Consider the following 20,301-nt stretch of genomic DNA (forward strand, 5'->3'; position numbering starts at 1 on the left):
ACTCGCACGTCGTCGGTCGTCGGATCGCATCCTGCCGGCCCGACCTGACCAGGACCCGGGCAAAACCTGGCCGTTGGCTGAACGGGGGCGTGGCACGGCGCCCCTTCGTGGCTTAGCGTTACCGCCGTGCCCCCCACCGAACCGTCGCCCCTGCGCGAGCGGCTCCGCCGCACCCTCCGCGACGCTCTGCGCTCCCGCGACGCCGTCGCGGCCGGCGCGCTGCGCGCCGCGATCTCGGCGATCGACAACGCCGAGGCGGTGCCCGTCACCGCACCGGACCGGTACGGCAGCGACCCGATGGGCGCGGCGGGCCTGGGTGCCGCGGAGGCACCGCGCCGCACGCTGGACGGCGAGGAGATCCAGCGCATCGTCCGCGCCGAGGCCGCGGACCGGATGGCCGCGGCGGCCCAGTTCGAACGCCTGGGCCAGGTCGACGCCGCCGCCCGCATGCGCGCCGGCGCCGAGCTCCTGACCGCGATCACGGACGCGAGCTGACCGCGTGCGGTGGGACCCGGTTCGCACACTGCGGGAGGCGTTGTGGATCGGGGGCGGCCAATGGGCCGGCAAGAGCACCGTCGCCGGCCTCCTCGCGGGCCGGCACGGGCTGACCCACTACCACTACGACTACCACGACGCGCGCGGACACCAGGACCGCCGGCTGGCGGCCATGGTGCGCCGCGGCGAGCCGGCAGTCGACGAGGACTGGGAGGCCTACTGGATCGGGCCGACCCCACGCGAGCAGGCCGACCGGATCATCGCCGGCTTCGCCGAACGCTTCGTCTGGGTGCAGGACGACCTGCGGGCGCTGGTCACGCCGCGACCGGTCCTCGCCGAGGGCTGGGGTCTGCGGCCGGAGCTGGTGCTTCCGGTCGCGGGGTCCACCGGCCAGATGGTGGTGCTGGTGCCGACCGAGGAGTTCCGCCAGGAGCGGATCGCCCGGACGCCGCGAGCCGGCGCCGTCGGCCACGCGCTCAGCGACCCGGCGTTGGCGCAACGCAACCGCGTCGAACGGGACCGCCTGGTGGCGGCGGACGCGGTCGCCCAGGCCCGCTGGCTGGGCGTACGCGTGATCTCGGTGGACGGCACCCGCGACGCGGAGGCGATGGCCGACCTCGTCGCGGACCACTTCGCCGCCTTCCTGCCGTAGCCCGGAAGCCGTATCCACATTCGCGCCGGAGGCATGGGCCGGTTCGTCATCGGGGCGGCCGGCCCGGACGCGGAGACGCCCGCGCGTGATCGTGTGCGGCTGGTCGAGACGGTTGGCCGCCGAGCGCCGTGATCGTGTGTGGCTCGTCGTGTTCGGGCACGGCGTGTCGACCAGACCAGGTGCACACGATCAGCGTGCGGCCCCCGAGCTTCCAGATGAGCCACACATGATCATGGTCCGGATCGCCGCCTCCTAACCGCGCCGACCCCCGTGCGGCGCGGTCAGGGACCGCCCTGGCCGGCGCCGCGGCTAGCTCGCCCAGGCGCCGGTCGCGGCGGTGGCGCGGGCGTAGTCGGCGATGTCGCGGGGCTCGCGGCCGAGGGCCTCGCGGATCCCGGTGGTGACGGCTACGTTGCGGCCGTCGAGGACCTCGCCGAAGAGGTACGTGATCAGAGCGATCTCCTCCTCGGGCAGTTGGTACTCGCGCAGCGTCGCCGCGTACGCGTCGACCGGGACCGGGACGAAGGCCACGTCGCGGCCGCTGGCCTTGGCGATCTCCTGGACCGCCTCCGCGAAGGTCACCGCCCGCGGGCCCGTCACCTCGTAGACCCGCCCGGACGGGGTCGCCCCCGTCAACGCGGCCACCGCCACGTCGGCGATGTCGTCGCAGTCGACGAACGGCTCCGGCACCTCGGCCGCCGGCAGGACCACGGTGCCCTCCCGCACGCCGTCGGCCATGAACGCCTCGCTGAAGTTCTGCATGAACCAGCTCGCCCGGACCACCGTCCACGCGGTGCTCGTGCCGGCCACCGCGTCGATCAGGGCCTGCTCGCTGGCCAGCGCCTCGTCCTCGCCGCGGCCCGAGAGCAGCACGAGGTGGTCGAGGCCGGCGGACGCCGCGGTCCCGGCCAGGTCGCCGATCACCGCCGGGCTGCCCGGCACCGCCAGGTCCGGATAGTAGGTGACGTACGCGGCTCGGACCCCGGCCAGCGCCGGCGCCCACGTCGACCGGTCCTGCCAGTCGAAGCGCGGGCTGCCGCTGCGGGAGCCGACGCGAACGGGGACGCCCAGGCCGGTGAGCCGCTCCACGACCCGCCGCCCGGTCTTGCCTGTGCCGCCGATAACAAGGATGGGGTTCTCAGTCATGCTTCGAGTACAGCCGCCAGCGACGCGCGTCTGAATGGCTCAGGCGCTCGCCCGCATAAGCCGGCGTCTCAGGGGCGCACGGAGTAGCCGAACTCGACGATCCGCTGGGCCGACGCCGCGTGCGCGGCCGGGTCGTCCGGCGTGAACGTGCCGAGGCCGTCGACGTACCGGTTGAACATGCAGAAGGCCGCCGCGATCAGCACGGTGTCGTGGATCTCGACGTCGGTCGCGCCCGCTTCGCGCGCACCGGCGACCAGAGCGGGTGTCACCGCGTGGCCGGACTCGCGCACGGCGTCCGCGATGGCCAGCAGCGCACGCAGCTTCGCCGAGATCGGCGCCGTCGACGGGTCGGCGCGCACCTGCTCGACCACCGCCATGCCGGGCTCGAGCTGCGCCGCCGCCACCGCGGAGTGCGAGTCGCGGCAGAACGCGCACCCGTTGAGCGCCGACACCTGCGCCGCGATCAGCTCCCGTTCACCCCGTGACAGCGAGTTCGGCGCCCGCAGCAGCGCGTCGGCGAGCGCCGCCAGCGGGCCGCCGGTCGCCGGCCGGTAGCGCAGCAGCCCGACGATGCCGGGCGCCGTCTTCTCGTCGAAACCCAGGTCGATGTGTGCCATGACGACCACCCAATCACACCCCGTCAGCCCCGCGACCGATTGACGCGGACCGCCACACAGGAACAGGGTGGGGCGATGCGGGTACTCGGCCTGAGCTCCGGGACGTCCCACGACGGCATCGACGCGGCGCTGGTCTCGTTCGGCGTGACACCGGGCGGCGACGAGCTGCGGGCGCGGCTGCTGCACCATGCGACCACGCCGTACACGCCGGCCTTGCGCAAGGCGATCCGGACCTCGCTGCCGCCGGGCAAGGTGCGGCTCGGTGACGTGTGTGCGCTGGACAACCGGCTCGGCCGGGCGTTCGCCGGCGCCGCCACCGCCGTGCTCGACGCCGCCGGGCCGGCCGACCTCGTCTGCTCGCACGGGCAGACGATCTTCCACGCCGCCACCGACGGCACGCTCCAGCTCGGACAGCCGGCCTGGATCGCCGAGCGGACCGGGCTGCCCGTCGTCGCCGACGTGCGGGTGCGCGACGTCGCGGCCGGTGGGCAGGGCGCGCCGCTGGCGCCGGTCCTCGACCTCATGCTGCTGGCCGGCAAGGACGGGCGGTGGGGTGCGGCCAACCTCGGCGGGATCGCCAACCTGACGGTGGCGGTCCCCGGCGAGGCGACCGCGTACGACACCGGGCCCGGCAACGCGCTGATCGACGCGGCGGCGCTGCTGGTGACCGGCGAGCCGTACGACCGTGGCGGCGCGCTAGCCGCCACCGGCACCGTGCGGACGGAGCTGCTGGACCGGCTGCTGGTCGAGCCCTACTACGCCCGCACGCCGCCGAAGTCGACCGGCAAGGAGCTGTTCTCCGCCGCCTACCTGGACGGCGCCGGCGGCTACCCGCCGGCCGACCTGCTGGCGACGCTGACCGAGCTGACCGCGGTCACGGTGGCCGCGGAGATCCGCCGGCACCGCCTCGACCACGTGCTGATCTCCGGCGGCGGCGTGCACAACGCGACCCTGCTCGACCGCCTGGCGAAACGGGCCGACGGCACGGCGCTGGTCCGCTCCGAGGAGCTGGGCCTGCCCGCCGACGCCAAGGAGGCGATCCTCTTCGCGCTGGTCGGCTGGCTCACCTGGCACGGCCTCCCGGCCGCGATGCCGGCCGCGACCGGCGCCCTCGGCCCGCGGGTGATCGGCGCGATCACCCCGGGTGCCGACCCGCTGCGGCTTCCCGCGCCCCTGACCAGGACACCGCAGAGGCTCACAATGGAATGACCGGGTACGGGCGAGGCCCGTACCCGGTCATCCGGATCATCTAGTAGGTCCGGACCCGCACGTTGCGGATCTCGATCACATCGCTGTTGCCGTGGTTCTGCAGGCCGATGTAACCGCTGATGAACTGGCGCAGGTCCGTCGGCGGGTCACCCGCGCGCGACGACTGCTTGCCCGGCGTGTTGTCGAACTCGTTGATCACCACGCCGTTCCGGATCATCGTGTAGTGCTGGCCGACCACGCGGATCTCGTAGTCGTTCCAGACACCCTTCTCGGTGGCGCCGGACTGGGCCAGGTTGTTCGGGTCGAAGTTGTAGACCGACCCGGTCTTCTGCACCTCACCCGTGGCGCCGTCGTAGATCTGGATCTCGTGACCGCAGAAGATCGCGACCCAGGCCTGCGACGACCGCGCCGACCCGACCGTGCCGCACGTGCCCGGAGGCCGTTGCTCCAGCGGGGTGCGCGGGTCCGGGAACCGGATGAACACACCGCTGTTGGCCCGCACGGCGTCCGGCGAGATGTCCTTGAACTGCAACTTGATCGAGTAGTCCGCGAACTCCTGGTCCGCGTACCACAGCATGCCCAGGCCACCGCTGCTGCGGATCGAGCCGTCCGGCCGCAGGCCGAAGTTCCCGCTGGGCGCCTGCCGCCAGCCGGCCAACGAGTACGCCGACCCGTCGAAGATCGTCTGGTAGCCGTTGGTGGCGCCGATCGGCGACTGGGTGCCGGTCCGCCGCAGCGTGTTGGCCTCCTGGTTGTCGATGACGTGGGCCGTCGTGAGCTCCGTGATCACCGTGTCCAGGTGGTCGGCGAAGGAGCCCCGGTTGGGCCACGTCGTCTCGTCGTCGATCAGGTCGTTGATCGAGCAGCCGCCGCCGACCTGCCGGTTGGCCACGCCGCTGTCGGTCTCCAGGAAGTAGACCGTGGGTCGGGCGTCGGCCGCGACACACCCGGCCGTGACCGGGATGCTCGACTCGACGACCTCACCGTCGGCGTACGTCACCTTGAGCTTGGCGGTGAAGGTGCCGTACCGCTTGTAGGTGTGCTTCGGGTGCGGCGCCGTGGAGCCGTTGGTGCCGTCGCCGAAGTCCCACTGCCAGGCCACGCCGCCGACCTTGTTGCTGTTGAACTCGATCGTGCGGGGCGTGGTCGGTGTCGCCGACTTCGCCGTCGCGAGGCTCGGGTTCGGGGTCGCCTGGCCACCGTTGTAGGTGATCCGGATCAGCTTCTGGTTGCTGTGCAGGCTGAAGAAGCCGCCGGCGTAGTCGAGCATGTAGAGCGCGCCGTCGGGGCCGAACTTGGCGTCCATCCAGGACTGCAGCTGGGTCTGTGCGTTGCTGCCGCCCGGGATGATCCGCCGCAGGTCCTCGGCGAAGGCCGGGGCACCCGCGTTGCGGGCCGTGTCCGGGTTGACGGTGACGGCGATGCGGTTGTTGGAGTTGGACTGGTCACCGATGAACCACTTGTTGTCCCAGTACGCCGGCCAGGCCACACCGCTGTTGACGTCCACCTGCGAGCGCTGGTAGGTCGGACCGTCCATGATGGCCTGTCCGCCACCCGTCAGGTAGGGCTGGGTGTAGGTGGACTCGGACTGCACGTAGGTGGGCAGCCCGCTGCCGTCGGTGCGCTTCGGGAAGACCGGGCCACCGCCCTGCGGCGAGTACCAGATCATGTTGTCGCGGACCGGCGGCAGGTTGACCAGACCGGTGTTGCGCGGCGACTCGTTCTTCGGGTTGTCGCAGTCGTACCAACCGGTCAGCTGGGTCGCGTCGGTGTTGCTGCGGTCCCGGTACGGCTGCCGGTTGCCCATGCAGTACGGCCACCCGTGGTTGCCGGCCTGCGTGATGATGGTCGCCGTCTCGTACTTGGCCGGGCCCAGCTCCGGGCTCGGCGCGCCGGCGTCCGGTCCGACCCAACCGGCGGTCAGCCAGTTGTTGACCGGGTCCCAGGCGATCCGGGCGATGTTGCGCACGCCCATCACGTAGATCTCCGGACGGGCCTTGCCGCCACCGCCCTCGTGGCCGGTGAACAGGTTGCCGTCGGGGATCGTGTAGGTGCCGTCGTCCTCCGGGTGGATCCGGATGATCTTGCCGTTCAGGTCGTTCGTGTTGCCGGACGTGCGGCGGGCGTCCTGGAACGAGACGCCGGCGAACTCCTGCGTCCAGTTGTTGCCGGAGTACCCGTCGGAGCCGCCGGACGAGTTGCTGTCACCGGAACCGATGTAGAGGTTGCCGGACTCGTCGAAGGTCATGCCGCCACCGGCGTGGCAGCAGCTGTGGATCTGCGTGTCCCAGTGCAGCAGGTCCTTGCGGGTCGCCTGGTCGATCGTCTGCGCGGCCTTGTCGTAGGTGAACCGCGAGACGGTCCGCTGGCCGATCCGCTTCTCGCGGTCGATCGACTCGTGCGGCATCCAGTAGACGTAGACCCAGCCGTTCTCGGCGAACTTCGGGTCGAGCGTGATGCCGACCAGACCTTCCTCGTTCTTGACGAGCTCGCTGCCGCTGCCCCGGTTGCCCATCACCCGAAGCGTGGTGAGGAGCTTGACCTGCTTGGTACGCGGGTCCCAGGAGTGGATCGTGCCGCAGCCGAGGCCGACGTTGGGGTTGCTCCAGTCGACGACCGGGCCGCTCGGGCAGGCCGCCTTGCCGATGTAGAAGACGGTGCCGTCCGGGCCGATGGTCAGGCCGTGCGGCTCGCCGATCTGGTCGAGCTGACCCGGCTGGTTCGTCGCGGTCAGCCGCTCGACCTTGTAGTTCGACGCGATGGTCGCCTGGCAGTCACCGCGCACGAGGCCGGTGGTCCACTGGATCGCGCCGAGCAGGTGGCCCAGGAACTTGGTGTCGGTGGTGTAGCTGGCGTCGGTGCGCCCCATCCCGGTGTAGAAGGAGCGGCCGCCGTCGTAGTCCCGGCACCAGGAGATCGGGTGGAACGCGCCGTTGCCGGACAGGCCGGCGTTGTAGGTGTTCTCCTGGACCTGGGCGATCGTGTGCACGTTGCCGATCGGGTTCGGGTCCCAGTTGATCCACTGGTCCGACCGGGTCCAGGTGAGCGGCAGGCCCTCGTTGGCCGGGTGCTGCCGGTCGGTGACGCTGACGGTCGCCTGCTGCACGTTGGCTTCCGGCGGCGGGCCGGCGTCCGGGCCGATCAGGAACAGCTCGGCGAGCTGGATGATCGGCTCACCGCTGTTGGCCGAGACGTCCAGCCGGTAGTACTGGTAGGCGGTGGTGTTGGTGAAGGAGAACTGCCGCGTCTGGAACCGCTGGTCGAACACCTGGCCGGTGCGGGTGTCCAGGTCGGTCCAGGACTGGCCGTCGTTGGAGCCCTGCAGCTTCCAGTCCCGCGGGTCCCGGCCGGCGAAGTCGTTGGCCGAGGTGAGCGCGTACCGGTTGATCACCGTCGGGGCGGCGAGCTTGCCCTGAGCCCAGCCGGTGCGGGCGAAGGTCAGCCACTTCGTGCCCGTGCGGCCGTCGAAGAGCTGGGCCACGCCCTCGTTCGGCGTGTTCTCCGCACTGGCCTTGGCCTCCACGACCTTCTCGGCGTTGGGCAGGCTCGGCGCCGGCCGCGAACCGACCAGGCCGGTGAACCACTCCGAGCCGGGCTGCGCCCGGGCGGCGTCGTGGACGCCGACGAAGCCGCCGCCGCCCTTGACGTACGCCTGGAACGCCGCCTCCTGGGCGTCGTTGAGCGTGACGCCGTTGGCGGACAGGAACACCACGCCGCGGTACTTGGCGAGGTTGTCCCGGTTGAAGTCGGCCGGGTTGGACGACACGCGGACCGTGAAGCCGTTCTCGGTGCCGAGCTTCTTCACGGCGGCGACGGCCCGGCTGACCGGGTCGTCCTGCTGCTCGACCGGGCCGTGGAAGACCAGCACGTTGACCGCGCTGGCGCCCCAGGTCGGTGCCGCCGCGGACGCCGGCGGGGATCCCGGTCCGGTCATGATGCCGAGGGTGAGCACGGCCGCCGACGCCAGCGCTATCGCGCGGCGCAGCCTCGGCCGCTTCCGATGGGCCATTCCTGCTCCTTCATGAGGGTCACGGAATCCGGTGGTCACTTCGTGCCCGCCTGGTGTCCGGAGTGCGCCGCCGGCGCACCCGCGGCGGATACCGGCGCGTGGTCGGCGCTGTGCGCCGCGAGTGTGCCGTCGGGGTTGAGGACGTGCATCATCGTCGACATGCCCTGGTCGGAGTGGAACTGCATGTGGCAGTGCACCATCCAGTTGCCCGCGCCGACCGAGTCACCGGCGAGGAACTGGAAACCGAACGTGTCGCCCGGGCCGATCGTCTTGTTGTCGATGACGGGCACCGAGTCGACGATCGCCTTGTTGGTGCCGTCGACCGTTCCGGTCCTGGTGTCCGCCCACGAATGGCCGTGCAGGTGGAACGTGTGCATGTCGTTGCCCATGCCGATGACCAGGAACTCGACCCGCTCCCCCTTGTCGGCGATGATGCAGGTCGGTCCGGGCACCGGGTTGACCGGATCGCAGGTGTCGGTCGCGGCACCCCGCCGGAGGTTGATCGACTGGAGGTCGCCGAACGCGGTCACGTAGGTCCGGTCGGGCCGCACGTCACCCTGCCGGCGCACGACGAGCCCGCCGAACAGTCCGGCCCCGATCCCCTGTGTCCCGTGTGGACCACCACCCAGGTGGTCGTGGTACCACCAGTAGCCGGCGGTGCCCTGCGAGCCCGTGGACGTGTTGCGCGGCTTGGCGTACCAGATGTAGGTGCGCTGACCGCCCGGCGGCACGTACGAGTCCGTGTGGATGGTGCCGTCGGAGGTCGGGGTGTACTTCACCCCGTGGGTGTGCAGCGACACCCCGAGCGGAATGTTGGGATCGCGCCGCAGCGCCTCCAACGTGGCCGCCGGGATCTGGTTGTGCAGGGTGATCGCGAGGCACTCACCCTCGATCATCTCGATCAGCGGCCCCGGGTACGACGCCGTCTCCGGCGTCAGGCCGTAGCCCAGCCGGATCTGGGTGCCGTCCTTGGGCAGCTCGACCGCGTACAGGTTGATCCGCCGGTCCGGTTGGATGCAGCCCTCCGGGCGGTCGCCCGGTGCGAGGGCGGCCAGGACCGCCCGCTCGGCGGCGCTGGCGACGGCGGGTTCGCCGACGGTGTTGGCGGCCGGGACCACCGCGGCGGGCGCCGGTCCGGCGGCCTGCTGGCCGCCGAACCGGAGGGCCCCCGCACCGACCAGGGTCACGGCGAGGATCGCGACGGCCCACAGCCGCGGCGCTCCCACCAGCCCTAGGCGTGAGGTTTCCTTCTCCACAGGTCTGTCCTTTGCTTACGGGGTCAGCGGAGCGATCCGGATGTTGCGGAAGCTGACCGTGTCCGCGGCGCTGTGGTTCTGGAGGCCGATGTAGCCCTCCGCGTGCTGGCGCCCGTCGGTGCCCGGGTCGTCGGCGCGCGGCGGGTCGAACGACAGCCCCGGCGCGTTGGTGAACTGGTTGATCAACTTGCCGTTGCGGAAGATCGAGTAGTGCTGGCCGACGACGCGGATCTCGTAGTCGTTCCAGACGCCCTTGTCCCGCACGCCCGCGTCGGCCAGGTCGACCCGGTCGAAGCCGTACACGGAGCCGCTCTTGTACTGGTCACCGGTCGGGCTGTCGAAGATCTGCAGCTCGTGCCCGTATTTGATGGCCACCCACTCCGGGCGCGGCTCCTGCGGGTGCTGGTGCACCTGCGGGAAACGGACGAAGACGCCGCTGTTGGTGCGCGCGGTGCCCGCGGCGTCGTCCCGCCACTGGAGCTTGAGCGAGAAGTCGCCGTACGTGCGGACCGGGAACCAGAGCATGCCCAGGCCGTTCTCCGCCTTGCTGGTGATCGAGCCGTCGGCGTTGCGGCGGAAGCCACCACCGCCGACCTGCTCCCAGAGCCGGAACGAGGCGATCTTGCTGTCGAGCAGCGGCGCGTAGCCCTGCACGGCCTCCGACCGGCCGACGTTGCTGTCGCGGGCGCCGCGGACCAGCCCGTTCCTGTCCTTGAGCGGGATCAGCGAGCGCTGGTGCCAGCGGTCGGCCAGGGCGGTGACGTGGTCGACGAACTCCGCGGCGCTGGCCCACGGCGACTCGTCGAGGATCAGGTCGTTCATGCTGCAGCCACCCTCGACGACCCGGTTGGCCACGCCGGTGTTGAGCGTGCCCATCCAGACCGTGGTGCGGTTGTCGGCGACCTTGCAGCTCGGCGCCGGCGGACCGCTCTCCACCACGGTGAACGTGGCCGAGGCGGTGGTGCTCACGTTGCCCGCCCGGTCGGTGGCCCGGTAGGTGAACGTGTGGCTGCCCGGGGTGTTGACGGTGACGGGCCCGGTGTAGACCAGGTAGCCGCTGCCGTCCAGGGCATACTCCACGCGCATCAGGCCCGAGCCGCTGTCGCTGGCGGTCAGCGTGACCGTCGCGCTGCCGACGTAGGCCCAGCTGCTGTTGAGCTGGCCGCTGATGGCGGCGCTGACGGTCGGCGGGGTGGTGTCGTTGGACGGCGCCACCACGGAGAACGCGACCGACTTCGGGGTCGACGTGTTGCCGGCCCGGTCGGTCGCCCGGTAGCTGACCGTGTGCGCACCCGGCTGGTTGACGGAGACCGGCGCGGTGTAGGCCGCGTAGGGTGCGCCGTCCAGCGAGTACTCCACGGTGGCCACGCCCGAGTCCGCGTCGGAGGCGGTCACGGTGACCGTCGCCGCGCCGATGTACGCGCCGGTGTTGTCCCGGTTGCCGGCCACGCTCGCGTTGGTCGTCGGCGCGGTGTTGTCCGGGTTCGGCGCGTCGACGACGGTGAACTGCACGCTGCCCGGCGTCGAGGTGTTGCCGGCCTCGTCGGTCGCCCGGAACGTGACCGTGTGTGCGCCGGTCGCCGTGACGGTGACCGGAGCGGTGTACGGGGCGTAGGCGCCGCCGTCGACCGCGTACTCCACGGTGTCCACACCGGACTCCGTGTCGGTGGCGGTGACGGTGACCGTGGCGCTGCCCACGTACGCGCCCTGCTCGTTCTGGTCGCCCGCGACGGCGGCGGTCACGGTCGGCGCGGTGGTGTCGGGGCCGGGCGCGTCGACGACGGTGAACTCCACCGTCCTCGGCGCCGAGGTGTTGCCGGCCTGGTCGGTGGCCCGGGCGCTGAACGTGTGCGCACCCGGCTGGTTCACCGCGACCGGCGCGGTGTAGGCGGCGTAGGGCGCGCCGTCGAGCGAGTACTCGACGGTCGCTACGCCCGAGCCCGCGTCGGTGGCGGCCACGGTGACCGTCGCCGAGCCGACGTAGGCGCCGGACCCGTTCTGCTCGCCCGCGACCGTGGCGGTCACCTCGGGCGCGGTGTTGTCGGGGTCGGGCGCGTCGACGACCACGAAGGCGACCGACTGCGCGTTGGACGTGTTGCCCGCCTCGTCGGTGGCCCGGAACTGCACGGTGTGGTTGCCGGGCGTGTTGACCGTGACCGGCGCGGTGTAGGCCGCGAACGCGCCACCGTCCAATGAGTACTCGACACCGGCGACGCCCGACTCGGTGTCGGTGGCCGTGATCGTGACCGTCGCGCTGCCGACGTAGGCGCCGTTCTCGTTCTGGTCGCCGTCCACGGCGGCGGTCACGGTCGGCGCGGTGGTGTCCGGATCCTCCGGTTCGACCACCGTGAACTGGGTCGACCCGGTCGCGGAGGTGTTGCCCGCGACGTCGGTCGCCCGGTACTGCACGGTGTGCGCGCCGGGGCTGTTGACGGTGACCGGGCCGGAGTAGGTGCCGAACGGGCCGCCGTCGAGCGCGTACTCGACACGGGCCACGCCGGAGCCGGCGTCGGTCGCGTTCACCGTCACGGTGGCCGCGCCGATGTAGTTGCCGTCACCGTCGCGCTCGCCCGCGACCTGCGCGGACACCTCGGGCGCGGTCGTGTCGCCGCCGCCGCCGGTGACCACCAGCAGGCCGGTCATCTGGCCGTGGCCGGGGATCGCGCAGAAGTAGCGGTAGGTGCCCGGGGTGAGCGTGACGTCCGCGGTCCACCGGCCGCCGTTGGCGTCGGACGGGTCCGCGATGAGGTTGAGGCTGACGTCGCGGTTGTACCGGGAATCACCGGTGTCGAAGGTCAGCGTGTGCTGCATACCGGTGGTGTTGCCGGTCGCGGCGCTGTTCTCGAACACGATGGTGGTCGCGCCGGCGACGGCGGTGCTGGGCACCGACGCGTACGCCTGGAAGCTGTCCCCGGCCGTCCAGGTCAGCACCTGGGCCTGGAGTTGCTGCGGCGCGCCGCTGTCACCCGGTGGCTCGGCCCCGGCCGGGCGGGTGCCCGACAGGACCCCGGCCAGCACGACGCTGGCCAGCATGACGGTTACGGCGGCGAAGGCGGCGGACGGCCGGGTGAACCGGCCTTGTCCGAGCCTGCTCAGCAGGCGCCTTCGCGTGCCTCTTGGCACGGCAGATTTGGGCATGTCCGGCATACCTTCCGCAGTCAGACCGACGGTAGACATGGCAAAGCAGACCTCGTTGGCCCGCTGGGATGGGCCGACGATGTCTCGGGGGTCGGGGACGTGGGCGTGGAACGGCGAGCGAGGTGCACTGCTCACGCGCCGTTTACATCGATGAAACAACCTGGTGTGCGAGTGACCCTAATCGCTGATCATCGAACTGTCCACATCTTTCGATGATGTTGACCTGACTTTTATCTGGCACAACAAAAGTACGGGCGATCCTGATCGTTAGGATCCGTCCGAAAGAGACGCGTAAGAACCCCCGTGCCACTGAAGCCTTACTGGACAGTAGGTTCAGGCACTCTCGGCGGCGAGGCGGACGCCGAAGGCGGTCAATGCGATGCCGGTCCCCGCGTCCAGCGCGCGGCGCACCCGGCGGCGCCGCAGCACGCGGCGGACCCGGTGCAGGGCGGCCACGACGAGCAATGACCACAGCAGACCGAGCGCGGCATGGGTCAACGCGAACAGCAGCAGCACCGCGACGGAGGTGCCTGGACCGAGGAACTGCGGCAGCACCGCGAGGTAGAAGACCAGCACCTTCGGATTGGTGATGTTGGACAGGAAGCCCTGCCGCCAGCCGGTCCAGGCGGTTCCGGCGCGGGTGCCGGCGGCGTCGTCGAGTGACGCGTAGTCGCCGCGCGCCGCTGACCGGAATGACTGCACCGCGAGGTAGAGCAGGTATCCGATGCCCGCCCACCTGATGGCCTGGAACAGCGGCTCGACGTGCACGACGATCGCACCGAGGCCGGCCACGGCGAGCAGGCCCTGGACCACATTGGACGACGCGATGCCGCCGGCGGTCCACCGGCCCTGCGTGCGACCGCCGGCGAGAGTGCTGCGCACGGTGACCGCGAAGTCGGCGCCCGGGATGGCGATGAGGACGAGGGCGAAGACCACGAACGACGCGTACGAACTCCAGCTCACCATCCGACCCTACCCAGGGTCGCGCCAGGCGTTCAGCGCGATGCGACCGGTGGTGCCGAGGTCGATGCCGCCGTCCGGGGTGACGACCTGCTCCGGTGCGCCCGCCGCGGGCCGCACCGCGAGGTGGGTGGCGGCGACCGGGTCACCGTCGGTCACGGTGGTGCGCCAGAGCACCCGGGCCCGCGCGGTCCCGCCCGGCGGCACCGTCAGCCCGGGCGCCGCCGCGTCCCAGGCGTCCGGGGCGCTGACCGGGGCGGAGCCGTTGCCGACCGTGACCGCCAGCGGGGTGCGCGCGTCGTCGAGGACCCGAACGACCGGGAAACCGTCGAGGGGGTACGGGAGGTTGCCGCAGTTGCGCAGCGTGAGGCCCATGGCACGCAGGCCGGCCGCGGAGTCGACAGGCCCGGCGGTGATCTCGAACCCGTCGGCGCAGGCGGCCGGCGTGCGCTCCGGGGTGGGCAGCGGCGTCGGGCCCGGCGCGTCGCAGGCCGCGGCGAGCAGGGCGCCCGCGACGAGCGGCAGGCCGAGGCGCCGGAGGGAGCGAGGCATCATGCGAACGTGTACGGCTTCAGGTAGTCGGGCAGGACCACGCGGGTACGCGGTGCGACCCGGCGGATCGTAGTGATCATGGCATCCAGCCGCTCGCGGTCGGCGGGCGCCACCGTGGGCGGGTTCACCAGCGGCGTCTCGAAGTTGTCCCAGTGCACCGGCACCACGACCGGCGGTTTCCCGAGCGCCTCGAGCAGGCGGGGCACGTACTCGTGCGTGGTCGTGGCCGACGCCATCGCCACCATCGCGATATCGGGCCGCATCCCGTCGACGTTGCGGGCGACGAAGTCGCTGGCGCCCATGAAGAACACGGCCGGCCCGCCGCGCACCGACAGCAGGTAGGCCAGGGTGTCCCCCTCGGGCAGGTCGGCGACCGTCGCGGGTCGCGGCGGCCGGGTCAGCCGCACACCCGGGATGCCCACGGAGTACGCGGCGTTGCGGCTGTGCAGCGACGCGACCACCTCGACGGTGTAGTCGCCGAAGTCGAGCACCTCGCCGCCCTTGACGGGCCCGAGCTGGCCGGCCGGAACGCCGAGCGCGAGCCCGAGCTGGTAGGTGGTCAACGTCCCGAGCACCCGGGCACCGGTGGTCGCCGCGATGTGCGGCACGTCGTTGAAGTGGTCCCAGTGCGAGTGCGTGACGAGCACGGTCTCCGGGCGCCCGACGTGCGCGTCGACGGTCGCGGTGGCGACGCTCAGCGGGGTCGCCGGGTCCATCGCACCGTCGAACAGCCCGGTGGAGTAGCGGCTGAGGTAGGGGTCGACCAGCACCGTGCGGTCGCCGATGTCGACCCGCCAGCCGGCGGTCCCGAACCAGCGGAACGTCGCGGCGCCGGCCCGGAACGACCGCGCCGCTGCCGCCGCCGGGGTCGCCAGTCCGGCCGCCCCCGTGGCGGCCAGCCCGGTCGCGGCGGCGGTCCGCAGCAGACCACGGCGGTCGAGGTGACGGTTTGTCATGGGTTTCCCCTTCCGAGTGGATCATCCGACCAGGAGACCCAACCACCGCCGCCCGGCCGGCGTCCAAGACGAAGATCATTGACGACCGATACGCGTACGCATATCGCGGCAGGTCAGGCCGAACGCCGGAGAGCCTCGACCGCGGTGTGGGCGGCCTCACCGATGGCCAGGTCCACGTCGATGCGGCGGGCGTCGAGCCGGCGGGCGTGCGCGAAGATCGCCAGCGCGTAGCGGCCGCCGTCCGGGTACTCGACGACGCCGGCCTCCATGTGCAGGCCCGGCAGGGTGCCGGTCTTGGCCGCGACGCGTACGCCTGGTGGAAAGCCGGAGGCGATCCTGGTCCAGAAGATCTGCCGGGCCATCAGCGCGCGGACCAGCGCGGTCGCCGCCGGTGGGCCCGCCTCGTCCCGCCAGATCAGCTCCAGCAGGCGGGTGACCTCGCGGGGTGTGCTCGAGGTCGTGCGGGCCGGGTCGTAGACCCGCATCGCGCGGACGCGGTCCGCGGACAGGGTCGGGAACAGCGCCACGAACTGCGCGTCGTCGGCCGCGCCGGCGTCCGCGTACATCGACTCCAGCAGCTCCCGCGGCCCGCCCGTGACGCGCGTCGCGGTCAGGCCGAGCTCGGCGGCGAGCAGCGGCAGCACGTCCGGGCCGATCCGGCGCAGCAGCAGGTCGGCAGCGGTGTTGTCGCTGACCGACATTGCGAAGTAGGCGAGGTCCCGCAGGGACAGCTCCGCGTCGTCGGCGCAGCCGGCGGTACCCCAGCCGCCGAGGCGGTCCGCGGCCCGCACGACCACCCGCTCGGTCGGGTCGAGCTGCCCGGCCGCCGCCTGGCGGGCGAACTCCAACACCAGCAGGACCTTGACGATCGAGGCCAGCACCACCTGCTCGTCGGCCCGGACCGCGACCTCCGCGCCGCTGTCGACGTCGACCGCGTGCAACTGGCCGTCGACGTCGACGGCATCGAAGATCTTCTGTATCCGGCGCAAGGTCACGACGACCGACGGTACGCGGGCGTTTGCTCTGCATCCATATACGCACCACCCCCGGCGCGGGGTGGTGCGTATATGGATGCAGAGCAAACGCCGACCCATATGCGAACGCATATGCTCGTGGCGTGGATCTTGCTCGGCACCTGCGGCAGTTTCTCGTCGTCGCCGAGGAGCTGCACTTCGGGCGGGCCGCGCAGCGGCTGCACATCGCCCAGCCGCCGCTGAGCCAGGCGGTCCAGCGGCTCGAGCGCGAGCTGGGCGTCGCCCTGTTCGACCGCTCCCGCCGGCAGGTCGCGCTGACCGTGGCCGGGCGGCTGCTGGCCGCCGAGGCGCCCGGGCTGCTCGCCGCCGAGGAGCGGGTCCGGCTCGTGATGCGCAAGGTCGCCGACGGCGAGATCGGCACGCTGCGGGCCGGCGTGCCGCCCGAGACGCCCGCCGTGACGCTGCAGGCGCTGCTGGCCGGGATGGCCGACCGGGCGCCCGGCCTCGACGTGGACCTCCACGAGCTGACCAGCGCCGAGCAGGTCCGGATGCTCGCGGAGGCGCGGCTCGACGTCGGGCTCGTGCACCACCCGGTCGACCTCGCCGACGGGCTGCGCGCCGGGCCGGTGGTCGGCGTCCGGCTGGGCGTCGTGCTGCCCCGCACGTCGGCGCTGGCCCGGCTCCGCGAGCTGGACCTGGCCGACCTGGCCGGCCACGACCTGGCGATGTTCCCGCGGGCCACCGCGCCCGGTTGGTACGACGAGATCCTGGACGCCTGCCGCCGGCACGGCTTCGACCCGCGCCGGGTGCGGCACGCCCGCAACCCCGACTTCCTGCTCGGCCTGGTGCTCGGCCGGCAGTGCGTGGCCTTCGAACCGGAGAGCACCGCGCGGCGCGAGGCGCGGGTCGCCTGGCGCCCGATCGCCGGCGCGGTGCTGGAACGGCGTACCTCCGCGGTCTGGCCGGACCGCTCACCCCACCCGGCGGCGCCGGCCTTCGGCGCGCTCGCCGCCGCGATCCTGACCGGCCCGGAGCCGGTGCGCCACCTGGTCGGCGAGGCGCGGCCGTGGGCCGTGGTCTACGACCCGCCGTCAGCGGCTGTCGACCACCAGGCGGGCGGCCAGGCCGGCGAAGACGGCCGCTGACAGCCGTTCCATGGTGCGGCGGAAGCCCGGGCGGGCGGCGACCTTCTCGGCCAGGGCGCCGGCCAGCAGGCCCGCGGTGCCGTCGACGGCGAGGCCGATCACGATGAAGACCAGCCCCAGCGCGAGCAGTTGGGCGGTGACCGGCCAGGCGCCGGCGCCCGTGCCGATGAACTGCGGCAGGAACGCCAGGTAGAACAGGATCACCTTGGGGTTGGCGAGGTTGGTCAGGGTGGCCATGAGGTAGGTGCGGCGCAGCGACCGGCGCGGCACGGCGGTCGGCTCCAGCTCCGCGCGGCTGTTGCGCCACGTCATCACGGCCAGGTAGAGCAGGAACGCCGCGCCGGCGATGCGCACCGCCGTCAGCGCCTGTGGTGCCGCGCTGATCAGGGCGCCGAGGCCGAACGCGGCGGCCACGGTGTGGATGGCCAGCCCGGTCGACATGCCGAGGGCGGCCAGCACGCCGGCCCGCCGGCCGCCGGCGACCCCGTTGGCCACGACGAACAGCAGGTCCGGGCCGGGCGCGAGGGAAATCAGCGCGCACGCGGCGACGAACGCGAGCACGAGATGCGTGTCCATCATGGACCTCCTGGGAACGGTGCGGTGAAACCGTGGCCGAAGCAGTTGAAGCCTGCCGCCGCGGCCCGGGTGGGCGGGTCGGCGTCGCGCAGCGCGTGCTGGGTCGCGGCCAACGCGACCGCCGGCGGGGCGCCGGCCGCCAGGCGCTCATGGTAGGCGACCATCACCGGCTCGGTCGCCAGGTCCGGCACCGGCAGCACCGGCGCGACGAGCTGCGCGGTGCCCCGGGTGGCCAGCGTCGCGCTGAGCCCGAGCAGCTCGTCGCCCGCGTAGACCGCCGCCCGCCCGCTGTCACAGGCCGCCAGGCTGACCGTGTGCGGCGTGCGGTCGAGCCGTTCCAGGTCGTGCACGAGCAGCGGGCCGTCGGCGAGCAGCAGGTCGGAGAAGAGCGGGTTGTCGGTCGACAGCCGGCCGTGCGCGGCCAGGTGCAGCACGCCGACCGTGCCGAGCACCGCGAGGACGCGCTCGACCGGCGCGTCCAGCAGCGGCGCGACGCCGTGGATGGCGGCGACCCGCTGCGCCTCGGCGCGCGCGCCCACCAGCCGCGGCCCGGCGACCACGGCGACGTCCACAGTGGCTGGTGGACCCGCCGCGGCGCACCACAGGGTCGCGGACGGGGACACGGTGACCGGCCGGCCCGCGCAGGACGGCAGGATCGACCACGGCACGCTGTGCAGGGCACCCGTCGGCGACACCACCAGCGGCTCGTCGCCGGCCCCGCCCAGCAGTGCGGCGTCGAGCGCGCGGGCGGCGGCGTCGAGCAGGGCCGCCGCGGCCGACCGGCGGGCGTCGCCGGGCCGGGCCAGCCGGTGCAGCGCGAACGGCAGCCGGCGGACCAGGTCGGCGATCGGCGCGACCGGGCCGATCGCCCGGGCGTCGAGCCGGCCGCCGGCCAGCGTGAGCCGGTGCAGCACGCCGTCGGACTCGACGAACTCGACCAGCCGGCGCTCCCCCAGCGCGGCCCGCAACGCGTCGAGCGGCACGGGTGTCCATCGTGGAGTCTCGCCGACCGGCCGGTGGGTGCGCACGTGGTCGCGGATCCGCCGCTCCAGTGTCACCTGGCGGGGCACCAGCCGGGCCGTGTCCGCGGCGCCGGCGTCGGCCAGCTCGAACGCGACGCCGCGGAGCTGGGCGAGCAGGTCGGCCAGCAGCGGGTCGGCGGGCGGCCGGGCCGGCCGGTGGCCGAGCCGGCTCGCCCGGCCCCGCTCGGCCCACTCCAGCACCCGGTGCGGCCGGCCGTCGCGCAGCGCGAGCCGCAGGCCGAGCGCGGTCAGCTCCCGGCGGTGGGCGGCCGAGTGCACCCGCAGGTCGGCGGCGCCCAGCGACGCGGCGTGCTCGTCGAGGATGCGCAGCCCGGCCCGGATCGCGCCGACCGCCCGCGCCGGGTCGGCGTGCGCGCGGCGCAGCGCCTCCGCGTACCAGCCGCGGGCCCGGACGGCCGCCGGCACCCGCCGCCGGGCCCACCGGGCGGCGGCCGCGAGGTGCGCGTCGGCCACCGTCGGGCGCAGCGCGGCGGCGACCAGGTGCGCCTCCACCGTGGCGGCCGGCCAGCCCGCGGCGGCGAGGGTGGTGACCAGGTCGTCGGCGCCGCGCGCGGTGGTCGTGCCAGCCCGCAGCCGCGCCTGCAGCAGGGTCAGGCGGGCGAGTGCGGCCCACTCCGACCGGTGCTGCGACGCGAACTCGCGGGTCGCCAGCCGTGCCTGGTCGGCCGCCACCCGCCAGTCGCCGGACGCCGACGCCGCCTGGGCCAGCAGCAGCCGCGCCTCCGGCACCTTGAGCCGGTGCCCCTCGCGGCGCAGCATGGTGGCGGCCCGCTCGGCCTCCTGCCGCGCCTCGCCGGCCAGCCCGGCGGCGAGCAGCAGCACGCCACGGTCGTAGACGGCCAGCGCGACGTGCCCGCCGTTATCCGCGATCAGCCGCTCGGCGCGGTCGATGTGGGCCAGCGCGGCCGGCACGTCGCCGCGCAGCGCCTCGGCGACGCCGAGGTTCTCGACGATGATGCCGACGGCCAGCGGCCGGCCGAGCCGGGCCGAGATCGCCTCGGCCTCGCCCAGGTCCGCGACGGCGGCGGCGAACGCGTACCGGTGGATGTGCAGCACGCTGCGGTTGGTCAGCAGCCGCGACACGGCGATCTCGTCGCCGGACGCCCGGATCCCGGGCAGGGCCGCCTGGTAGTCGGCGAGCGCCTCGTCGTGGCGGCCGATCTCGGTGAGGATCACCGCCCGCTGCGCCCGGGCGCGGTCGGCGGCGACCCCGGTCAGGGTCCGCACGGCCGCGTCGACCTCGGCCAGAGCCTGGCGCGGGCGGCCGCGCATGACCAGCGCGTACGCCAGCTTCCCGCGCGCCTCACCGGCCACCGTGGTCAGTCCGGCGCGGCGGCTGTGCGTGATCGCGGAGCGCAGGTGGCGGATCGCGTCGTCCATCTCGCCGGTCTGCAGGAGGGCGTGGCCCCAGGCCCGCTGGGTGATCGCGGCGGCGGCCGGGTCGCCGGAGCGGCGCGCGGCGGCCAGCGCCCGCGCGGCCAGCGGCGGCACCCGGCCCGGATGGGTGTCGGCGAGCTGCGCGACCGCGTCCGCCTGTGCCCGCGCGTCCACGTCCTCATCCTCGCGGGGTACG

Annotated in this window: 15 protein-coding genes; 4 read left to right on the plus strand and 11 right to left on the minus strand. The window is 73.1% G+C overall.

The genetic code is table 11. From position 1 onward, the window contains the following. The first annotated feature begins 126 nt into the window (after nucleotides 1-126). Together Air01nite_RS00395 and Air01nite_RS00400 are read left to right on the plus strand one after the other, a co-directional pair. The gene (locus tag Air01nite_RS00395; protein ID WP_203699713.1) at nucleotides 127-495 is read left to right on the plus strand and encodes a hypothetical protein; all 369 of its coding nucleotides are present in this window, start codon (nucleotides 127-129) and stop codon (nucleotides 493-495) included. 4 nt (nucleotides 496-499) lie between these two features. Further along, the gene (locus tag Air01nite_RS00400) at nucleotides 500-1,147 is read left to right on the plus strand and encodes a hypothetical protein (RefSeq protein ID WP_239090397.1); all 648 of its coding nucleotides are present in this window, start codon (nucleotides 500-502) and stop codon (nucleotides 1,145-1,147) included. 309 nt (nucleotides 1,148-1,456) lie between these two features. On the opposite strand, the gene Air01nite_RS00405 is transcribed toward Air01nite_RS00400, so the two are convergent. Continuing rightward, nucleotides 1,457-2,293 (minus strand): Rossmann-fold NAD(P)-binding domain-containing protein, encoded by an 837-nt coding sequence (locus Air01nite_RS00405; RefSeq protein WP_203699714.1) that lies wholly within the window; start codon nucleotides 2,291-2,293, stop codon nucleotides 1,457-1,459. 68 nt (nucleotides 2,294-2,361) lie between these two features. Continuing rightward, the gene (locus tag Air01nite_RS00410; RefSeq protein WP_203699715.1) at nucleotides 2,362-2,910 is read right to left on the minus strand and encodes a carboxymuconolactone decarboxylase family protein; all 549 of its coding nucleotides are present in this window, start codon (nucleotides 2,908-2,910) and stop codon (nucleotides 2,362-2,364) included. A 75-nt stretch (nucleotides 2,911-2,985) separates the two neighbouring features. On the opposite strand from Air01nite_RS00410, the gene Air01nite_RS00415 reads away from it, so the two are divergent. After that, nucleotides 2,986-4,119, plus strand: coding sequence for an anhydro-N-acetylmuramic acid kinase (locus Air01nite_RS00415; protein ID WP_203699716.1), 1,134 nt, complete (start codon nucleotides 2,986-2,988; stop codon nucleotides 4,117-4,119). Between the two features lie 40 nt (nucleotides 4,120-4,159). Here Air01nite_RS00415 and Air01nite_RS00420 read toward each other — a convergent pair whose 3' ends face one another. From Air01nite_RS00420 to Air01nite_RS00450, 7 genes are all read right to left on the minus strand, one after another. After that, nucleotides 4,160-8,128, minus strand: a complete 3,969-nt coding sequence (locus tag Air01nite_RS00420) for a ThuA domain-containing protein (RefSeq protein WP_203699717.1) — start codon at nucleotides 8,126-8,128, stop codon at nucleotides 4,160-4,162. Between the two features lie 35 nt (nucleotides 8,129-8,163). Further along, a complete protein-coding gene (locus Air01nite_RS00425; RefSeq protein ID WP_203699718.1) occupies nucleotides 8,164-9,384 on the minus strand; it encodes a multicopper oxidase domain-containing protein in 1,221 nt (406 codons plus the stop codon). A gap of 15 nt (nucleotides 9,385-9,399) precedes the next feature. Then, nucleotides 9,400-12,522 carry an OmpL47-type beta-barrel domain-containing protein gene (locus Air01nite_RS00430; RefSeq protein ID WP_425546852.1) on the minus strand — a complete coding sequence of 1,041 codons (3,123 nt, stop codon included), beginning with the start codon at nucleotides 12,520-12,522 and terminating at the stop codon, nucleotides 9,400-9,402. Nucleotides 12,523-12,855: 333 nt separating this feature from the next. Next, the gene (locus Air01nite_RS00435; protein WP_203699720.1) at nucleotides 12,856-13,485 is read right to left on the minus strand and encodes a LysE family translocator; all 630 of its coding nucleotides are present in this window, start codon (nucleotides 13,483-13,485) and stop codon (nucleotides 12,856-12,858) included. 9 nt (nucleotides 13,486-13,494) lie between these two features. Further along, nucleotides 13,495-14,034 (minus strand): DUF4232 domain-containing protein, encoded by a 540-nt coding sequence (locus tag Air01nite_RS00440; protein WP_203699721.1) that lies wholly within the window; start codon nucleotides 14,032-14,034, stop codon nucleotides 13,495-13,497. Then, nucleotides 14,034-14,990 (minus strand): MBL fold metallo-hydrolase, encoded by a 957-nt coding sequence (locus tag Air01nite_RS00445; protein WP_203699722.1) that lies wholly within the window; start codon nucleotides 14,988-14,990, stop codon nucleotides 14,034-14,036. Before Air01nite_RS00445 ends, Air01nite_RS00440 begins: the two co-directional genes overlap by 1 nt. 113 nt (nucleotides 14,991-15,103) lie before the next feature. Continuing rightward, entirely contained in the window at nucleotides 15,104-15,985 is an 882-nt protein-coding gene (locus Air01nite_RS00450; protein WP_239090398.1) for a serine hydrolase, read from the minus strand. Nucleotides 15,986-16,107: 122 nt separating this feature from the next. Here Air01nite_RS00450 and Air01nite_RS00455 point away from each other — a divergent pair, with 122 nt between their 5' ends. Beyond that, the gene (locus Air01nite_RS00455) at nucleotides 16,108-17,109 is read left to right on the plus strand and encodes a LysR family transcriptional regulator (protein WP_203699724.1); all 1,002 of its coding nucleotides are present in this window, start codon (nucleotides 16,108-16,110) and stop codon (nucleotides 17,107-17,109) included. Here Air01nite_RS00455 and Air01nite_RS00460 read toward each other — a convergent pair. Both Air01nite_RS00460 and Air01nite_RS00465 read right to left on the minus strand, forming a co-directional pair. Then, complete coding sequence (locus Air01nite_RS00460; protein WP_203699725.1) at nucleotides 17,056-17,688, minus strand: LysE family translocator; 633 nt, start codon at nucleotides 17,686-17,688, stop codon at nucleotides 17,056-17,058. The two genes, Air01nite_RS00455 and Air01nite_RS00460, sit on opposite strands and share 54 nt — an antisense overlap. Next, complete coding sequence (locus tag Air01nite_RS00465) at nucleotides 17,685-20,279, minus strand: CHAT domain-containing protein (protein ID WP_203699726.1); 2,595 nt, start codon at nucleotides 20,277-20,279, stop codon at nucleotides 17,685-17,687. Before Air01nite_RS00465 ends, Air01nite_RS00460 begins: the two co-directional genes overlap by 4 nt. Between the last annotated feature and the right edge of the window lie 22 nt (nucleotides 20,280-20,301).

Origin of the sequence: Asanoa iriomotensis (assembly GCF_016862515.1) — a bacterium.
Classification (GTDB): domain Bacteria; phylum Actinomycetota; class Actinomycetes; order Mycobacteriales; family Micromonosporaceae; genus Asanoa; species Asanoa iriomotensis.